Raw genomic sequence first — 18427 nt, 5'->3', positions numbered from 1 at the left:
ATGGCCGTCAGAGGTCGTCCGTTGCCGCCCGGTCGGCGATGCTGGGGCGGTGGAGTACGTGTCCCGAGTGCCACGGCCGCCGCTGGACGAGTTGATCGACGACCTGTACCACCTACGGGGTGCGCCGCCATACCCGAGGTTGACGCTGCCGCCGATGCCGTCGGCGGTGCTCATCGTCAACCTCGGGGCGCCGTTCCGCATCCGCGCCGGCGCCGACGTCGAGGCGGCGGGGTATGCCGACGGCTGTCTGATTACCATGCCCACCCGTGCCGTCGAGTTCGGCTACCCTCCAGGTACAGAGTCGGTCGGTGTGCACTTCAAGCCGTGGGGCCTGGCGCCATTCGTGTCGATGCCTGCGGCGGAGCTATGCGACCGGCCGGTGATGGTGGAGCAGGTCTGGGGGCGCTCAGCCGTCGCCGAGCTACGGGACCGGCTGGCCGCGGCGGCCTCACCGAACGAGATGCTGACGCTGCTCGAGGACGAGCTGTTCCGACGGCTCAGCCGGACCGCCGGCCTTGGGCTGGTCCGGCACACGGGCAGCGTCATCGCGGCGGCCAAGGGAGCGGTCGCGATCGGCGACCTGAGCGCGACGGCGGGCGTGAGCAGCACCCATCTGGCACACCGGTTCAAGGACTTGGTGGGCGTGACGCCGAAGCGGCTCGCCCGCACCTACCGGTTCGCTGCCACAGTGCTGGCCATCGATCCCGCTGGACCGGTCGACTGGGCCGAACTCGCCGGTCGTGCCGGCTACTTCGACCAGGCGCACCTCGGTCACGAGTTCCGGACATTCACGGGGCTGACGCCGACCCGGTACGTCGATGTCCGGCGGCGGTTCCTGCGCGAACATCCCGGCCATGCGCTCGATGTCGGGCCGCTGCCGGCCGTTTGATTTCTTACAAGCCCTGACGTCTCCCGACCTGCCACCATGGGCACTTCCCGAGCAGAGGAGCATCCGTGGGTAAGGTCGTCATATACAGCACGGTGTCCGTGGACGGCTTCATCGCGGACGGAGACGACCAGGTCGGGCCGCTGTTCGACTGGATGTCCAGCGGTGACATCCCGTTGGACGCAGCCGGCGAAGCGAAGGTGTCGCAGGCGTCTCACGACCACACTCGCGCGTACTGGGACCAGATCGGTGTGACGATCGTCGGTCGCCACGTGTTCGACCTGACGAATGGCTGGGGCGGCACGCCGCCGGGCGAGATCGACAACATGGTCGTCGTGACGCACCGCCCGCCGCCCAAGGGCTGGCCATCCGAGGCGCCGTTCCAGTTCGTCGACGGCGTCGAGGCCGCCATGGCCACGGCGCAGAACCTTGCCGGCGACCGCATCGTCGAGGTCGCCGCCGGCGACGTCGGCGGTCAGATGCTGGCCGCAGGGCTCGTGGACGAGGTGGCCATGGACGTCGTACCTGTGGTGTTCGGGTCCGGCAAACGCTATTTCGGGTCGGTCGCCGCGCAGCATCTGCTGGAGGACCCAGACGTGATGGTCCAGGGTAACCGGGTGATCCACCTGCGCTACCGAGTGCGCCGACCGATCTGAGGGGGCACGCACACCGGGTGGCCGGAGCCACCGCGCGGCGAGTACGCCGTCATACGTGACCACGTTGGGCGGCATCGTGCGACGCCGATGTCTGCGACACGCCGCATATTGGCGGCGAGCATGTTGGATGCTCGGCGCAGCACCTTCCGCGCGATCTCGACCGACCAGTCGGGGGTAGTCGTCGATCGGTCCGGCGCCTCGCGGACGCGGCCCGCGCGATGCCTCACACGCTGAGGGCGATCGACGGCGAGGACGAGACGATCGCCGAGCTGGAGATGATCGTGGGATTCGACGACGACCTGGCCGGCGAGGCCACCCGCGTCGCGAACCGGCTGCACAGTCTGCTGACCCAGATCCATCCGTCGCTGGAACGTGTGCTGGGGCCGCGGTTGCAGCACACGGCCGTCCTCACGCTGCTGGAACGGTTCGGGTCACCGGCCCAGATCCGCAAGGCCGGCAGGCGGCGACTGGTCACGCTACTGCGGCCGAAGGCGCCGAGGAACTCCTGGAGGATCACCCTCTTTCCAAGGTCCTGACGTCGATGCCAGGAGTCGGCGTCAGGACCGGAGCCCGCATCCTGATCGAGGTCGGCGACGGCAGCACCTTTCCCACCGCCGGCCACCTCGCCGCCTACGCCGGACTCGCCCCGGCTACCCGGAGCTCGGGCTCCTCGATCCGAGGCGAACAACACTCCAGGAGAGGAACCAAGCAGCTCAAACGCGCTTCTTCCTCTCCGCGTTCGCAGCCCTGGGCGACCCGGCCTCGCGGGCCTCCTACGACAAGAAGATCGCCCAGGGCAAGCCATCACACCCAAGCCCTGCTCTGCCTCGCCCGACGACGAGCTGACGTCCTGTTCGCCATGCTCCGTGACGGAACCTTCTACGAACCGCAGCCGTCTGCCTCAGTCACCTGATCTGCGGGTCTGCGAAGAGAGAACGACTCGATCGCCCTCGACATCGAAGCCGAGCACTGGATGGCCATAGTCGCCCTCCGGGTCCATCAGCACCGGCTTGCCCAGCCGCCGCCCGATCTCCCGAAGGAAGCCGCAGAACACATCGAGTCGATCCTGGCCCTGCAACTCCCGCAGGTCGACGTCGAAGTCGACCTCATCGTCGGCATGAAAACGGAAGATCGCCAACACATCGGCAGCCGGCCAGACCCGCAGGTCCGGGCACTCGGCATCTGCCGGACGGGACAGCACGGCCTCCGCCCTGGGCACCGGAAGCACCGTCTCTCCCTCGGAGTACTGGCACTTCCAGCCCTTCTCCACGACAAGATCGAGGACCGCCTGCCAGTCCTCCACCGAGGCATCCGGGACACGCACGTCCGGCAACGACCCCATCAAGTCCGGGTCGAAGAAGGAACTCACTTCATCCCACAGCAGATCAGCCATCCCGCCATGCTGCCCGGCTCACCGACCCAACGCACCCCCGTTGCCCTTGACCAAAGACATAGGGGCACCCCCCGGGCTGGCAACCAGGCGGCGGTACAAGGGTTCTCGGGGGGCGGGCCTCCGCTCGTATCAAGGTCTTGACGCCGAGTGATACGAAATGACATGGTATCGACCAGTCAGGGCGACTATGTCACGAGTTGCAGCTATGTACCCGTCGGCCGGGGAGTAGTCTGCCTGTCTCCCACCCCGCAGGTGGCTCGCCCTTGTTGTCGTAGCCGCGATGGCAAGGTGGTGGGTTCATGCTGCGCACGTCTGCGCGCCTGTCTCAGTTGGTCACGTTCGTTGTTGCCGCGGCGATGCTGGTGTCGGGTTCGCCGGCATCGGTCCTGACGCCGTTGCCGGCGGCCGCCGAGGAAGAACACCAGGACGGCGAGAGTGCTGGTCAGGCTGCTCTACCGCGGGCGCAGGGTGCTCCCGTGGCGCGTCAGCCAGCCGCGCCGGCGGAACGGGTGCGGGAGGTGACGCAGCAACGTACGGCGAGCACGAAGGTGTTCGAGTTGTCCGATGGGCGGTTTGAGGCGGAGTTGTCGACGGATCCGGTTCATTACCGCGACGTGGAGGGTCGTTGGCAGGACATTGACACGCGTATCGGAACGTCGCGCCGTGAGGGTTTCGGTCTCGGGAACACGACGAACACGTTCGGGAGCTTCTTTGGGTCGGATTCGCAGCGGCTGGTTCGTTTCGAGGTGGGGAACCGGACTCTCACGCTGGGGCTGCCGGGCGAAGGTCGGGCTTTGACGCCGCAGGCGGAGGGCGACTCCGTCACGTATGCGGACGTGTTCGGGACTGCGGATCTGGTGTACCGGGTCGAGTCGACCGGGTTGAAGGAGGAGATCGTCCTCGAGGAGCCGCCGGAGGATGCGACGTTCACGTTCACTCTGCAGATGGGTGGCGTGGTGGCTCGTGAGCAGGAGGACGGTTCGATCGGGTTCTTCAGGCCGGGCGGTGAGGGGCCGGCGGTGTTCGAGATCCCGAAGCCGTTCATGTTCGACAGCACCGACACCCCGGACGCGCCGGTCGGGTCGGTGCGCTCGGAGGATGTCACGCAGTCGGTGGTGCAGCGTGGCGCGAACATCGAGATCACCGTCGCGGCGGATCCGGCGTGGCTGGCCGATGCGGAGCGGGTGTATCCGGTCGTGATCGACCCGACGATCGTGGTGGAGCCGTCGCCGTCGCAGGGGCAGGACGCGATGATCCGGTCCGCGGCGCCGACGACGAATTACGGCTCGAGCTGGCAGCTCGGCGTGGGGACGGACTCGACGGGAAGGGCTCGGAGCCTGCTGAAGTTCGACCTGTCCTGGTTGCCGGCGGGGACGCCGATCGACGCCGCGCAGCTGCGGGTCTGGTACGACCAGGCGTATCACACGAACGCCAATGACGTGCTGATCAAGGCGTATGACGCACCCGGGGCGTGGGACGAGTCGACGGTGACCTGGTCGGGCTATCCCACGCTGTTCGGCAACCAGACGTTCACGAGGGAGCTGGTCGACGACGGCGATCCGGGCCAGACCAGCCAGGTGGGTCCGTGGCCGTTCATGGCCGACACCACGCAGTCGCAGTGGGGCATCAACGACGACTTCCAGTACGACAGGACGGGAGTGACCGGCAACACGTACACGTGGGTGCCGCGGATCGTCGAGCCGGGCCGGTATCAGGTGGACGCGCACTTTGTGGCCAGCGCGGGCCGAGCGACGAATGCGCCGTACACGGTGCAGCACGCGGGCGGCACCAGTACCGTCGCGGTGGACCAGACCGCCGGCACCAACGGCGTGTGGGCGACGCTCGGTAGCTGGAACTTCAACGCCGGCACCAGCCACCGGGTCACGGTCGGGTCGGTTCCGGAGCTGCGGACGGTGGTCGCCGACGCCGTGCAGCTGACCAAGTGGGCGGAGCAGACGAAGACGGCCGACTCAAGCAGCCGATGGCACGAGTTCAGCGTGCGTGATCTGGTGCAGTCCTGGGTGGACGGGCAGAAGCCGAACCACGGGTTCATGCTGCGGGTCGCGGACGAAACCACGCTCGGTCGCGGCGGCGCCTACTACGAGGCGTCGGAGCCCGTCTACGGCGGCTCGGCGAACCAGCCGAAGCTGGTACTCACCTACGGGCGCCCGGGGGTCACGCTGAACCCGATCACCACGATCCACGGGACTGGGGCCGAGCTGTCGTGGCAGCCGTATGCCGGTAGCGACCTGGTCGAATACCAGGTGCACCGCTCGACCGATCAACGGTTCACGCCGTCGGCGGCGACGCTGGTGGCGCCGGTGGCGTCGGGGACGACGTCGTTCACCGACACCACGGCCCGTCCGACGGCTGCCGGTGATCCGGACCCGTTCGCCAGGACCTACTACTACATGGTCGCGGTGAAGACCGTCGACGGCACCGTGGTGCCAGCCACGACACAGTTGGCGAGCCTGCCGAGGGCTGGTCTGATCACGAGGATCCTGCAGGGCCAGGCCGTCGACACGACGATCGCCAGCGGGGCCCCGAACAGCAACCTGGATGTGTTCGACGGTGAGCCGTGGCTGGGTGCCGGCAACGGCGGCGGCAGCTTCGGCACCACCCGCGCGCTGATCAAGTTCCCGGACCTGGCGACGGCGGTCCCCACCGGGGCAACTGTCCAGTACGCGGACCTGCGGTTGTGGAAGCCGTCGACGTTCGGGATTAGCCCGATCCTCGATCTGCACCGGGTGACCCGCACCTGGGACGAGACCACCGCGACGTGGAACTCGGCCAGGGTGCCCTTCAACCCCGACCCGTGGACCACGCCGGGCGGCGACTACGACCCGGCCGTCATCGACTGGGTGACGAGCGCGACGGACAACCCGAAGTGGCTTTCATGGTCTGTCACGGGCCTGGTGCAGCGGTGGGTCAACGGCCCGCTCCTCTCCAACTTCGGCGCTCTGATCAAGGCGCGCAACGAGGCGTTGGAGTACGGCGTGAGCGAGTTCGTTTCGAACGAGTTGGCGTCGGAGCCGAAGCTGCGGCCGATGCTGCGGGTCACCTATCTGGAGAAGACCGCAGAGGGCACCTATTACGCGCCGGACACGGCGGTGCGGGCCGAGGCGGGTGAGGAGCGCACGGTCGAGGTCACGGTCACGAACACGACGGCGGAGACGTGGACGGCGGCGAATCACGTGTTGTCTTATCACTGGGCGGCGCCGGACGGCACCGATGTCACGACGGCGGGGAACCGGGTGGAGACGGCGCTGCCGGCCGATCTCGCGCCGGGTGAGACGGTGACGTTGAACGCGACCGTGCGGGCGCCGGAGTTGTTGGAGCCGAGCAACAAGCGTGAGGATTTCACGCTGCAGTGGGACATGCGCAACAAGGGCAGCGGGCAGTGGATCTCCGACACGCAGAACATTCCCGCGCTGGATCAGTCGGCGAAGGTCGAGGACGTGACCTCGAACGAGCTCGGGCTGGAGAAGTTCTACCAGTACAGCGGCACTGCTACTGGTGCCGGTTCGGCGCTGATGACCAATGTGCACGCCGGCAACACCGTCTTCAGCTACGACGCGTTCGCCAACCCGTCGCGTGGGGTCTCGACGTTCGTGCGGATGAGCTACAACAGCCTGGACACGTCCGCGTCGTCGATGGGCTACGGCTGGTCGCTGGCCACCTCGAGCCTGATGCGCATGGGCACGCCGCTGGACCTGCACCCGCGCGGTCAGGCCTGGCCGACCCAGGTGACGCTCACCGACGGCGACGGCACCGCCCACTTGTTCCGGTTGAACAAGCACGACAGCGCGAACGAGGAGGACTGGGACTACGACTCGCCGGCCGGTGTGCACCTGTACCTGCAGCGCACCGGCGACTCCGACCCGACCCGCGCCTGGGTGATGACCAGTCCCGATCGCACCCAGTTCTATTTCGACGCCGACGGCTCCCAGTCCGCGCTGCGCGACAAGAACGGCAACGAGCTGCTGTTCACCTACGAGCAGCGCAAGTCCAACAACAAGCCGATCAAATTCCTGCGCTACATCACCGACCCGTCGAACCGGCAGACGCTGACCGTCGACTACTTCACCAAGGGCCAGGCCTACAGCTACGTCGATGACGCGGGCGCCGTCCAGCAGGGCACCAACCTGTCGAACCCGAAGATCATCGACCAGGTCGAATCGCTCACCGACATCTCCGGCCGGACCGTCCGTCTGACCTACACCGACAAGGGTCTGATGGCTCGCCTGGTCGACGGGGACGGCACACCCGAGGCGAAGACGTTCCAGTTCGTCTACGAGGCGGACAACACGAACAAGAACACCAAGCTCGTCGAGGTGATCGACCCGCGCGGCAACGATACCGACCTCACCTTCTTCGAGGCCACGACGGATCCGAAGGCCAAGTGGCTGCTTCAGAGCATCACCGACCGGGCCGGCGGCACGACGTCGTTCGCCTACACCGACCCTGACGGCTCGCAGGGCGCGCAGGTGCTCACGACCGTCACCGACGCGAAGAGCAACGACGGGACGTATCTGACCGACGGGTTCGGACGGCCGCTGACCGCGACGAACGCCAACGACGAGACCACGACATTGACGTGGGACGACGACCACAACGTCGAGGAACTGGTGGAGGACGACGGCGCCACCACGAGCTGGACCTACGACCCGGGCACCGGCTATCCGACGTCGATCACCGACGCCGAGGCGAACGCGAACGGCACGGCGGCCACGACGCTGTCGTATCGCAGCGACCTCAACGGTCACGTCGCGGACCTCACCGGGAAGGTGTCACCGGAGGGCCGGACGTGGAGCTTCGGCTACGACACGGTCGGCAACCTGACCTCGGTGACCGACCCGGCCGGCACGACGACGGCCACCGAAGACGACTTCACGACGACGTACGCCTACGACGGGTTCGGGCAGCTGCTCGACGCCACCGACGCCAACGGCAACCTCACCCAGTACCGCGACTACGGGCCCACCGGCTTCCCCACCCGTATCGTCGACGCGCAGGACAACCCCACCGGGTTCGCCTACGACGACCGCGGCAACGTGCTGACCGTCACCGACACGAACGAGAACACCAGCACCCACGGATACGACGTGTTCGGCCGGCCGGGGGAGTCGCAGGTGCCCAAGGACGCCGACGCCGGGGTCTACATCGTCACCCCGGCTCCGGTGTACGACGCCAACGACAATGTCGTCGAGGCCACCGCCCCCAACGGCGCGCTCACCACGTACAGCTACGATCCGGCCGACCGGATGCTCACCACGACCCTGCCCGCCGACGAGGCCGGCGACCCCGCCCGCGTGGGCAGCTACGAGTACGACCTGGTCGGCAACCTGCTGGCCTCCACCGAACCGAACGGCACACTGACCCCGTCGGACCCCGACGACTTCGTCACCCGCTACGGCTACGACCCGATCTACCAGCTGACCAGCGTCACGAACGCCGACGGCGACGTCATCAGCTACCGCTACGACTCGGTCGGCAACCTCGTCACCGTCGTCGACCCGCGCAAGAACGCGACCACGGACCCGGACGACGTCACCACCACCACCGGCTACGACCGCAACCACCGCCCGACCACCGTGACTGACGCGGCGGGCGAGACCAGCACCACCGCGTACGACCTGGACGGGCTGGTCACGGAGGCCACCGACCAGGAGGGCAACACGACCCTCGTCGAGTACGACGAGCGCGGGCTGCAGCGTGAGGTCCGGGTCCCGCACGAGGACGACGGCGCCGGCGGCATCACCTACCGGACCACCCGCTACGAGTACGACGAGGCCGGCAACCGCACCCGGGTCGTGACCCCGCGCGGTGTCGAGTCGGGTGACCCGGACGCGTTCGTCCACGAGACCGTCTACGACCAGCTGAACCGGCCGGTCGAGCAGGTCTTCCCGTACGACCCCGGCGACCCGAGGTTCAACACTCCCGAGTCGGTCACCTACGCCTACGACCTGGTCGGCAACCTCACCGAGGTCTCGGCGCCGCCGTCGGAGAACCAGACCGTCCGCAACACCACCACCTACACGCACTTCGACAACGGCTGGGTCGAGTCGACAGTCGACGCGTGGGACATCGCGACGACCTACGACTACAACGACCTCGGCCAGCAGACGCTGCGCACGGCGACCAGCGCCGGCGGATCGTCGTCCCGGTCGATGTCGTGGACCTACTTCCCCGACGGCAAGCTCTCCGGTCGCGGTGACGACGGCGTCCCCGTCGGGCAGCATGTCGTGCTGGCCGACAACAGCGACACCGGCAACACGGCCGTGACTGGCGTCTGGTCGGTGCTCGCTGACGGCACCGGGTTCCAGGGCTACGACTACCGCCGCCACGCCGCCGGTCATGGTGGCGGCGCCGACGAGTTCACCTGGACGTTGCGGATCCCGGCCGACGGCACCTACGAGGTGTTCGTCCGGCACCCGGCCGGCGTCACCGGCGCCGCCACGGACGCACCGTTCGAGATCACCCACGCCGGCGGGACCGCCACCCAGACGGTGAACCAGGCCGAGAACGGCGGCGAGTGGGCCAGCCTCGGCAGCTACGCCTTCACCGAGGACGGGACACACACCATCGCACTCGGGACCTCCGCCGCGGGCATGGTCTTTGCTGACGCGGTCAAGCTGGTGCGCGACACCACCGGGCAGGCCGACACCGAGGCGAAGGACTTCACCTACGACTACGACCCCAACGGCAACCTGGTGTCGCTGACCGACGCCGGATCGGGCGCGGCGGTCGACGCCTACGAGGTCGCCTACACCGGCCTCAACCAGGTCGCGACCGTCGAGGAGCTCGCCACAGGCACCGTCCAGAACACCACCTACACCTACGACGAGAACGGCAACCCACTCACCCGCGAGCACGACGACCAGTACGCCACCTACCGCTACGACGTGCGTGACCTGGTCGATCAGGTCAGCAACGGCGACACCGAGGCCGACCCCGACCCCAAGGTCACGACCTTCGGGTACACCCCGCGCGGGCAGACCGCCACCGAGGAGAAAGCCAACGGCAACACCGTCACCTACGACTACTTCCTCGACGGCCTGCTCGAGCGCCAGGAGGAGACCAAACCCGACGGCACGCTGGTCGCGTCGCACGTGATCGGCTATGACGCCAACGGCAACCGCACTTCTGACGTGGCCCGCACCATGGACGCCGACAGCCATGGCACGTACCTGGATCGGACCTATGCGTACACGTTCGACCCGCGGGACCGGGTCGCCGGGGTGGAGAAGACCGACACCTCCAGCGGCTCTGCGCTGTCGACGGAGACCTATGTCCACGACGCCGCCTCGAACGTGATCTCCCAGACCGTGGACAGCGTCACCACCTCGTTCGTGTACGACCGCAACCGGCTGCTCACCGCCTCGTCGGCCGGGGTGGTCGGCACCTACAACTACGACCCGTTCGGGCGGCTCGACACCGTCACCAGCGCCGGCCTGGTGGTCGAGCGCTACACCTACGACGGGTTCGACCGGGTCGCCTCACACCGGTCCTTGGAGTCCGACGGCACTTCGTCGACGACGGCGTATGCGTACGACCCGATGGACCGCACCGCCTCGCGGACCTCCGACGCCGGCGCCGCGGGGGAGGAGACCACGGAGTTCTCCTACCTCGGGCTGTCCGGTGAGGTGCTGTCCGAAGAGGTCGCCGGGCAGATCCAAACGTCGTACCAGTACTCGCCATGGGGCCAGCGGCTCTCCCAGATCAAATACACCGGCAGCGGCGGGTCGACGGAAGAGGACTCCTACTACGGGTACAACCCGCACACCGACGTCGAAACCCTCACCGACACCACCGGCAACACCCGCGCCACCTACGGCTACACCGCCTACGGCAAAGACGACGACACCCAGTTTACCGGCGTCGACGCACCCGACCCCGGCAACCCGGGCGCGGAGCCGTACAACGTGTACCGGTTCAACGCCAAACGCTTCGACCCCGCCACTGGCTCCTACGACATGGGATTCCGCGACTACAGCCCTGGGTTGAACCGGTTCCTCACCCGCGACAACTACAACGGCGCCCTCGCCGACCTCAACCTCGCCACCTCGCCGTGGACGATGAACCGCTACGCCTTCGCCGGCGGCAACCCCATCACTGGCATCGAGATCGACGGCCACCACTACTGCGACACCCACGCCTGCAGTGGCGCCGCCCTGAGCGGCCGCGGCACAGCCTCCGCCGTCGAGACCAGCACGAAGGAAGTCGCGATGCTCGGCGGCGACGGCAAGAACCGGTTCCTCGGCTACGACCTCGGCGACGACGCGCCCGACGCAGACGCCATCGCCATGGACATGGGCCAATACGGCGTCGCGCAGAACTACCGCTCCCAGGCCGGCATCCCGCGGGGACAGCAACTCGACCAGCAGCAGACCGTCAACCTGCTGCTGGCGTGGTGTGAAGGGGCAGAACTGTGCAACCAAGGCCTCAAAGAGCGACTCGTCGCCGACCAAATGATCACCGCCGCACAAGAAGTCGGCATCACGGGCGGCCACTTCGCCGGCCCACCCGGGGGCGCCCTACCCAGATCCGCCGCAAACAGCGGCGGCGCATTGGTGAGGTACGACGCCGATTTCGCCCTGGGACAACTCACGGCCGGAGGTCGAGCTACCGCGTCCCAACTCGACGAGTTCGGCGTTGCGCAAGGATGGATCCGGAGCCAGACTGCGGCTGGGCCGGTGAAGTACACCGACGCCAACGGCATCGTGCGGCTCACGATCAAGCGAGGCAGCCCAAGGGCTCCGGGAAGTGGTGATCCGCACATCGAGCTGCGAAACGCGGCCGGACTCCGGGTCGACCCGTATGGCAACTTGGTCACCCGCCGAAGCGTGGGAAACCACACGCCGATTGAGTGGGACTGGTGAGTGAAATGACAAACTATTGGTCGATTCCCGGGTTCGAGGATATCTACCTTGAAGACAGTTGGGTGCTCTCCATCGAGACCGGCGAATCAACACTCACAATCGCAGTCGACTTCGTCCTTCGCGAGTCGCATCCGCTGTATCAGGCGCCTCAATCTGGGGAGCAGTACTGCTATCGGCGTGGCCTCATCCATTTCGGCAGCGTGACCGCTCTGTCGTGGACCGGCCAAGGCGCGGTTCCAGCGACAGATGCGGCCGGCGAGCACGACCTCGGCTCTTTCGATGAGTTCGAGGTGAAGGACAATTCATTCACCATCAGCGGTGACTTCGGGCGCATCGAGGTGGTCGCACCCCGACCCACCGTGGAGTTCCTGGAATGAGCACGGCAGGCACAGCTGCGCTGGGTCAGCGCTTCCTGGCGGCGGGTCCTGGGTGGGCTTCCTCGCCGTGACGATGGTCAGCGTCTCAAATGCCTCGGAGGTCCCACGCCTGATGCATTGCTACACCAAAGACGGCATGCACAACCACAGGACTACGAAGATGCCTGGTTGCCGAACTGGAAGCCATGGTATCTGGTGAAGGACCCGCGGAAGGCTGGAGTCTTCGCTGACCGGTTGGGCTTCGACGAAGCAGGGATGAGCGCTGCACTCCGGAACCACCTCACAGCGAACTTCGGCAACGCTTCCAGTACTGTCCCTATGCTGAACGGCGTGGGTGTGCAGATCGGAACGAAGTTCACCGTTCGTGGCCCAATGACCGGTCCGAGTGGTCGGACCTTCGACATCACGGCCTCGTGGGGGGTGGATTACGACGGCACGGTCCGATTCATCACGGCGTTCCCGACGAACTGAGTCTGGTCATGGATGATGAAATGATCTTCGTCGCCGGCTCCCGGTGGTTCCGCATCGCTGTGTCCGAGACGGAGGCGCTTCGTGCGCTGGTCACCATCACGATGGACGGTAAGTACGAGTGGACCTTCGAGGAGCCGGTCTGGCGTCCGATCTCGTTCGGGTCCGGACCCGGGGCGTCTTACGTGTGGTCGGCTCGTGACCTGATTCGTCTTCCGCAGGCTGGGAGCGATGAACCTGTGGTTGAGGTCAGCACGGACGAGGACTTGATCTTCGTCTTCGAGCACTCCGGCGGTTGGGTGCTGGTATGTGAGACCTCGATACGACGTGTGCTGGACGGGCAACAGACCGCCAGATGGGAGTTGCCAGGCGTCGTGGCACACGCCGTGTTGCGCGACGAAGTGCTTGCCGTGCTGGACGAGGATGGCAAGGAGGTTCTACTGCGGTTCGCCGGCACAGACCTTGCTTCGGTGCCGCGCTGACGCCGGCGATCCCCGTGAGCTTCCCCCGAATCGTGGAGGGTTCCCTTTACGCTGCTCTGCCGCGACCCGCCTACAGACGGCACGGCAAGCACAAGAGCAATATCGGAACCTTCATCCCCTGGAAGGCCCTCCATTGATCCAGACTGCCGCCGAATTCGTCCAGTTGCGTACAAGCGACGATCCCGTCGAGCAGGCACGTGCGAGCAACGACGAGGCCACCGAACAGGTGTGGTTGGACGTGATCCGCGTTCATCCTGAAATGAGGCGCTGGGTTGCCCACAACAAGACAGTCCCGGCTTCGATCCTTGATTTGCTGGCTACGGACGCGGATCCGGAAGTTCGTTGGGAGGTCGCGGGCAAGCGCAAGCTCAGTGCAGAACTTCTAAGGACGCTCGCGGAAGACCAGGACGACACGGTTCGTGTCAGGGTCGCTCGAAACCCCCGGACGGACGTCGATGTCGTTCGCATGCTCGCAGCTGACGAGTCGCGTGCGGGACGCAGCCATTTCTGTTCTCAGCTTGCGCGAGGATACCCGTGGCTTGTGAGCGTCGGCCACGCCGCGAGCCAGGGGTGCGTCCGGACTCGGCTTCGTCGCGGACCTCCGGCGCCGGTGCCGCGGGGCGGAGACGACGGAGTCTCCTACGTCAAACGGGGATCCCACGGTCATGGTGGAACGTGATCGATCAGACCGGCCAAGCGGCATGCGAAGCGCGGCTCGCCGGGCAGCTGCGTCGCAACGGGCTGACGAGCTATGGGACGGAGCTTCCGTGAACGCCGAAGGCACTAAGCGCGTGATCGGTCCGATCTCGCCGCCGCCGACGGCCTACACCGAGGACGTCGTGTTCACCCATCCCGGCGGGAACGCCGAGCTGGGATGCACCTACGAGCGGAACGGCGCGATGTACGCCGGCGGTCTGCGGTTCAGTCGGGTGCGGGCCTACCGGTTCCGGGCCGAGGGTCATTGCACTCCCTGGCACGTCGAAGACGCGTACGGCGCGCTCGTCGAGGTCGAACAGTCCGACTGGATCGGTGAGCTCTTGGCCGCGGAGCCGAGCGAGACCTGGGGCCAGTGGAAGATGCGGCATTTCCTGATCTACATCGATGGCTCGGGGGCAGACGAGGTCGCTGCTGAGGACTGTGAGTGGCTTCCAGAGGAAGCGACCTCGTGACGTTGCGCGACATCGACCTGACCCGCGTGGTCTCTCACGCGCTTCGCTACGAGCCCTGGCTCTACGAACTCGAGTTGGACGATGAGAGCTGGGCTCCGGTCGACCAGCTCCTGGCGACGCTGCGTGAGTAGGCGGCGCCATGACCGGCCCAGCGCAGCTCTGACCCCGAAACCAGTGATTGGCTTCCCGGCTACACGGTCGGGCGGGGCGGTTCCGAGAGGCAGAAACGCAGCGGCAGCAGGATTGACGCCAGGAGTTCCGATGGGACCCACGCCCGTATGGACGGTGTATCAGCCATGGCCCCTGGCTCCGTGAATCCGGCCCTCAGCGAGGTGAGTATCCGGCTTCAATCTCTCGGCTTCAGGAAGCGCGTTGGCATGGTGTTCACCCGTGAGGTTGCCGAGGGTGTGCTCGGCTGGCTCGGCCTGAACCGAGCCAGCCGGCACCTCCCGGCCGGTGCGGTTGAAGTCAACCCGGTCGTGGGGATCCGGCACCAGGGCATCGAGCGCCTCGTTGCCGAGTTGCGCGGAGAGAAGTTCCACGCCTACCAGCCACCGACGGTGAGCACACCTCTGGGCTACCTCATGCCTGGATCGCACTACAGGGCGTGGATCTTGGATGCCGTGGACCCGGCGGGGAGCGTGGGAGGCCTCATCGCTTCGATAGCGAAATACGGACTTCCGTTCATGGAGTCAGGCTCGACGCTCACGGAGATTTGCCGGTTCCTCGACCAGGATCTGGGGTTTGAGCATCAACTCGTCTACCGGCGCCCGGCGGCTTGGCTGCTCGCCGGCGAATCGGCTCGCTCGCTGGGAATGCTTGATACGGCCGAATCCGATCTCGGTGATCGCGACGACGCGGCTGCGGTCGAACTTCGCTCCTTCATCGCAGCATTCCGGGACCGATTCGAGGTCAACCCGCCGGATTAGCCTGGAAGTCGATGCCGTGAGCTGCGAGTTGTTTGGCGGCGTGGTCGGTGATGCGGGTGAAGCGGCCCGATGGCGTCTCTGCGCAATCGAGCTGGGTTCTTACTGGCCCGTCGGCTGTTTCGGTATCGCGCCGGGCGAGTCTTCCGTCGAGCACATAGCCCGCGTAGGTGTTGATCTTCTCTCGTAGCTGAGACTCCTGATTGAGGTCCACCCCACAGCGGCGATCTTCAACCATGACCAGCAGGTGGCCGCCATCCACGTCCTGGGCGACCAGATCGATGGTTTGCGTCGGTGGTCTGGAAACGACGTTCTCGGCCATCACCTGGCGCACGCACCACCGGAACACCATCCGGGCACAGTCACTGGCCGTACGGTTCCTCCCGGTCGTCATCAACGGTGTCCTCGTCCTGGGTGTCGTGGGCGCGGTAGGCGGCTCCGTAGATCCGCGCGAGCGCTGGACGCGGGCTGTCCAACACCGAGATCGCCGGGCCCGGTCTTCGCCAGCGGGTCGACGGTGAGGACGCACATCGGTGCGATCCTTGCGCAGGCTGGCGCTGCGCGACCGCGTCCAGATCGTCGTCTTCGCACACACGAGCACGCTTGCTTGACCCGCACCGAATTGGCATTAAGGTGTGCCGGTGCACCTTCCCTCGATTCATTTCAAATCGGGCGCACATGCGCGCCTTCTGGCGGGACTCGCCGCGCTCCTGGTGGCCGGGACGGGCGCGTGCGGAACTGACGGCGACACCGTCGCGTCGTCCGCTGCTCCGAGCACGCCGGCGCCGGAGCCGGTCACCACGCCGACACCGACGGCGGTGCCGTGGGCGGAGGTCGAGACCTATCTCGCGGCCAGGCATGGCCAGTACCGGAAGACCGACTGGCTCGGCCCCGACAACGGTGACCAGGTCAACAACCTGGCGACCGAGATCGTGCAGTTCGATCGTGACGCTCCGTATCATGATCGGAGCATCAGCAACTCCGCCGCCGTGACTGAAGCGCTCGGCCACGAGCCCCCGGGGAGCGGGATCCGGTTCGTCACCACCGACACTGTGACCCTCGTACGGTATCCGTCCGCGGTGGAGGCCTGCGGGACGCAGTGGGTCGACCTGGGAGACGCGGAGGGGAATCACCTGGCCGAGTTCGGGCTGGCGCCCGTCGACCCGCGGGACGTCGAACCGTTCGAGGTGCTCAGCTCGATCGTCGGCGAGCCGGAGCCGGTCCGGGTCGACGCGGACGGCACGCTGTACGAGATCACCGTGGCCGGCGGAGCCGGACTGCAACTGACGAGCGCGGCCGCGACCGACCCAGGCGTCCTTGAGACGCTCGCCGGCGCGGAGTCCATCGGCCACGCCTTTCTGCCGGCCGGCGTCGGGCCGCTGGAGCTGCACGTCGACTACACCGACATCGCCGCGGCGGCTACCGGGATCCAGGTGCCGGACGACGCGATCTACAGATCGACCTGGTTGATCAACGCCGACATTCCGGAGTTCGACCCAGCCCTGCCGCCCGAAATCGCAGACTGGTCGTGCCTGGAGGACTCGCTAGGTTGAGCAGCCGCTGGAGTCCGCTGGTAGCTCGACCTCACGATCGCGGCCGACTGTGCGCTGGAGACGCCGCTGATCGACGGATAGGGCGCACCGCACTCCGGCTCCTCAGCGGCCAACGACACGCCTACCCACTCGCACCGGACCGCGGCACCTGAGCGCGCCTGCGCTAGCAACTGAGAACTGTCCCATGGTGCGGCACCCCCGGCGGCCAGCAGGCGCGTCCACCCTGAGATTGGAGCATCGATGCGTCGGATTGCTGTCTTTGGAGTGTTGGTGCCGGCAGCCATGGCACTGGCAGGCTGCTCTGCGGGCCAAGGCGGCGGTGATCGGCTCGCGGAGGAAGAGACCTGCGGGTACGACCAGCAGACGCTCCTGCCGGCGATGGAGGCGGCGCTGCCGGCGGACGCCACGGTCCGGGTGGCGATGGAGATGTCGGGCGCTGGGCAGGAAATCGTCATCGACGCAGTCGTCGCGTACACGCCTACCGGCGCTGAGATGGACATGACGATGCGCTCCAATGGTGCGGAGTTCGCGCTCATCGTCGTCGACAGCCGCCTCTTCGTCTCCGACTCGACCAGCGGAGGTAGGTATCAGGAGCTCGACAGCTCCGATCCGGCTGCCGCCCAGCTGCGCAGCCAGGCGGCGAGCATGGATATCGCCTCCTCATTCACAGCCTGGCGTGCAGGCCTCGAGAGGGTCGAACAGGTCGGCGAGGACGAGATCGATGGCGAACCGGTCTGCCATTACTCGCTCACGGTTAGCACGGACGCCGCATCCGAGGCGCAGGGCGATCCGGTTGTCCCGGGGATGCCGGAGACGGTCACCTATGAGCTGTACCTGACGTTGGACGACCTCATGCGGCGCGTCGAATTTGAGCTCGGTGGGATCGAGGCCGAGATGAACGCGACCCACTGGAACGAGGCTGTCGATATCGAGGCACCGAGCGGCGGCTAACCCAGCGGTGGTTGGCCGCCGCACCCGCCAGCGCCGCGGGTCACACGCGTACACGCCCTCGCAAGGCGCACGGCCAGAGGGCGGACGGCACCGTCATCGGCGCAAGTGCACACCGCCGAGGCGGCCTACATGCGGCGGAAAGGCCCGTCCCCGCGACCCCCCGAATCGCGGCAGATGCCTGCGATTCGCTGCCGCACGACCCGCCGCGGTTTCGTAGGGCCCAGACACGGACCGCCCTTGCACTCGACGTCGTGCAGACTCCAAACACGGACAGCACACCAACACGGCCGCTCTACGGGTACGCGCCCACCGGAAACACTGCAGATCCATAGGCCGCTGACGCCCGATGATTCGCAGCACGTTGCTCCTTGCCAGGACCATGTGAATGCCCATCGGTCTCAGCTCAACCGCACTGCCAGGTGAAGAGCGCTTCGCCTGGCCGTTCCGCGTCGGAGACCAGGTAGTAGAGCTGGCCGACGTCACCCCACATCATGTCGGCGTCGTCATCGGACGCGATTTGCAGTAGCAACTGCCAGTTGGAGGCGGCTGATTGGACCTCTGGGTTGTCCCACGCGAACGGCTCGCCAGCCAGTCCGCGGCGCAGTTGTTCGACTTCCATCTCGACTGAACCGCCCCGGGGTGTCCGGAGACTTCATTAGTTGGAGGATGAAGTCATGGCACGTC

Annotated in this window: 14 protein-coding genes and 1 pseudogene; 12 read left to right on the top strand and 3 right to left on the bottom strand. The window is 66.7% G+C overall.

The window, feature by feature from the left end:
* Nucleotides 1-67: 67 nt before the first annotated feature.
* From ACW62_RS36365 to ACW62_RS33175, 3 genes and pseudogenes are all read left to right on the top strand, one after another.
* Nucleotides 68-889 carry an AraC family transcriptional regulator gene (locus ACW62_RS36365; protein WP_053204944.1) on the top strand — a complete coding sequence of 274 codons (822 nt, stop codon included), beginning with the start codon at nucleotides 68-70 and terminating at the stop codon, nucleotides 887-889.
* Between the two features lie 65 nt (nucleotides 890-954).
* Complete coding sequence (locus tag ACW62_RS15055) at nucleotides 955-1542, top strand: dihydrofolate reductase family protein (protein WP_053204943.1); 588 nt, start codon at nucleotides 955-957, stop codon at nucleotides 1540-1542.
* 125 nt (nucleotides 1543-1667) lie between these two features.
* Nucleotides 1668-2455: pseudogene (locus tag ACW62_RS33175) on the top strand (transposase); the annotation flags it as partial.
* On the opposite strand, the gene ACW62_RS15045 reads toward ACW62_RS33175, so the two are convergent.
* Complete coding sequence (locus tag ACW62_RS15045) at nucleotides 2444-2935, bottom strand: hypothetical protein (protein ID WP_053204942.1); 492 nt, start codon at nucleotides 2933-2935, stop codon at nucleotides 2444-2446. The pseudogene ACW62_RS33175 and the gene ACW62_RS15045 sit on opposite strands and share 12 nt — an antisense overlap.
* Before the next feature lie 794 nt (nucleotides 2936-3729).
* Here ACW62_RS15045 and ACW62_RS15040 point away from each other — a divergent pair.
* The 7 genes from ACW62_RS15040 (at nucleotide 3730) to ACW62_RS15020 (ending at nucleotide 15242) form a co-directional block, all read left to right on the top strand.
* Entirely contained in the window at nucleotides 3730-11817 is an 8088-nt protein-coding gene (locus ACW62_RS15040) for a golvesin C-terminal-like domain-containing protein (RefSeq protein WP_053204941.1), read from the top strand.
* Nucleotides 11814-12194, top strand: coding sequence for a hypothetical protein (locus ACW62_RS15035; protein WP_157574773.1), 381 nt, complete (start codon nucleotides 11814-11816; stop codon nucleotides 12192-12194). The genes ACW62_RS15040 and ACW62_RS15035 overlap by 4 nt, the downstream gene beginning before the upstream one ends.
* A gap of 168 nt (nucleotides 12195-12362) precedes the next feature.
* Nucleotides 12363-12665, top strand: a complete 303-nt coding sequence (locus ACW62_RS34060) for a hypothetical protein (protein ID WP_157574772.1) — start codon at nucleotides 12363-12365, stop codon at nucleotides 12663-12665.
* An 8-nt stretch (nucleotides 12666-12673) separates the two neighbouring features.
* Nucleotides 12674-13144 (top strand): hypothetical protein, encoded by a 471-nt coding sequence (locus tag ACW62_RS15030; protein ID WP_053204939.1) that lies wholly within the window; start codon nucleotides 12674-12676, stop codon nucleotides 13142-13144.
* A 767-nt stretch (nucleotides 13145-13911) separates the two neighbouring features.
* Nucleotides 13912-14313, top strand: a complete 402-nt coding sequence (locus tag ACW62_RS15025; RefSeq protein ID WP_053204938.1) for a hypothetical protein — start codon at nucleotides 13912-13914, stop codon at nucleotides 14311-14313.
* The gene (locus ACW62_RS36200; protein ID WP_276202955.1) at nucleotides 14310-14444 is read left to right on the top strand and encodes an RNA 2'-phosphotransferase family protein; all 135 of its coding nucleotides are present in this window, start codon (nucleotides 14310-14312) and stop codon (nucleotides 14442-14444) included. The genes ACW62_RS15025 and ACW62_RS36200 overlap by 4 nt, the downstream gene beginning before the upstream one ends.
* A 180-nt stretch (nucleotides 14445-14624) precedes the next feature.
* Entirely contained in the window at nucleotides 14625-15242 is a 618-nt protein-coding gene (locus ACW62_RS15020) for a hypothetical protein (RefSeq protein WP_157574771.1), read from the top strand.
* Here the strand turns inward: ACW62_RS15020 and ACW62_RS15015 are convergent.
* A complete protein-coding gene (locus ACW62_RS15015) occupies nucleotides 15226-15591 on the bottom strand; it encodes a hypothetical protein (protein ID WP_053204936.1) in 366 nt (121 codons plus the stop codon). The genes ACW62_RS15020 and ACW62_RS15015 overlap by 17 nt on opposite strands.
* Before the next feature lie 289 nt (nucleotides 15592-15880).
* Between ACW62_RS15015 and ACW62_RS15010 the strand changes: the two genes are divergently transcribed.
* Both ACW62_RS15010 and ACW62_RS15005 read left to right on the top strand, forming a co-directional pair.
* Nucleotides 15881-16792 (top strand): hypothetical protein, encoded by a 912-nt coding sequence (locus ACW62_RS15010; RefSeq protein ID WP_157574770.1) that lies wholly within the window; start codon nucleotides 15881-15883, stop codon nucleotides 16790-16792.
* 282 nt (nucleotides 16793-17074) lie between these two features.
* On the top strand, nucleotides 17075-17743 hold the full coding sequence (locus tag ACW62_RS15005; RefSeq protein WP_169792062.1) for an LppX_LprAFG lipoprotein: 669 nt from the start codon (nucleotides 17075-17077) through the stop codon (nucleotides 17741-17743).
* A gap of 403 nt (nucleotides 17744-18146) precedes the next feature.
* On the opposite strand, the gene ACW62_RS15000 is transcribed toward ACW62_RS15005, so the two are convergent.
* On the bottom strand, nucleotides 18147-18362 hold the full coding sequence (locus ACW62_RS15000; RefSeq protein WP_053204933.1) for a DUF1963 domain-containing protein: 216 nt from the start codon (nucleotides 18360-18362) through the stop codon (nucleotides 18147-18149).
* Between the last annotated feature and the right edge of the window lie 65 nt (nucleotides 18363-18427).

The organism is Jiangella muralis (genome assembly GCF_001270745.1).
Classification (GTDB): Bacteria; Actinomycetota; Actinomycetes; order Jiangellales; family Jiangellaceae; genus Jiangella; species Jiangella muralis.
The sequence above is the reverse complement of the archived record's forward strand: the minus strand, read 5'-3'. Positions and strand labels throughout refer to the sequence as shown.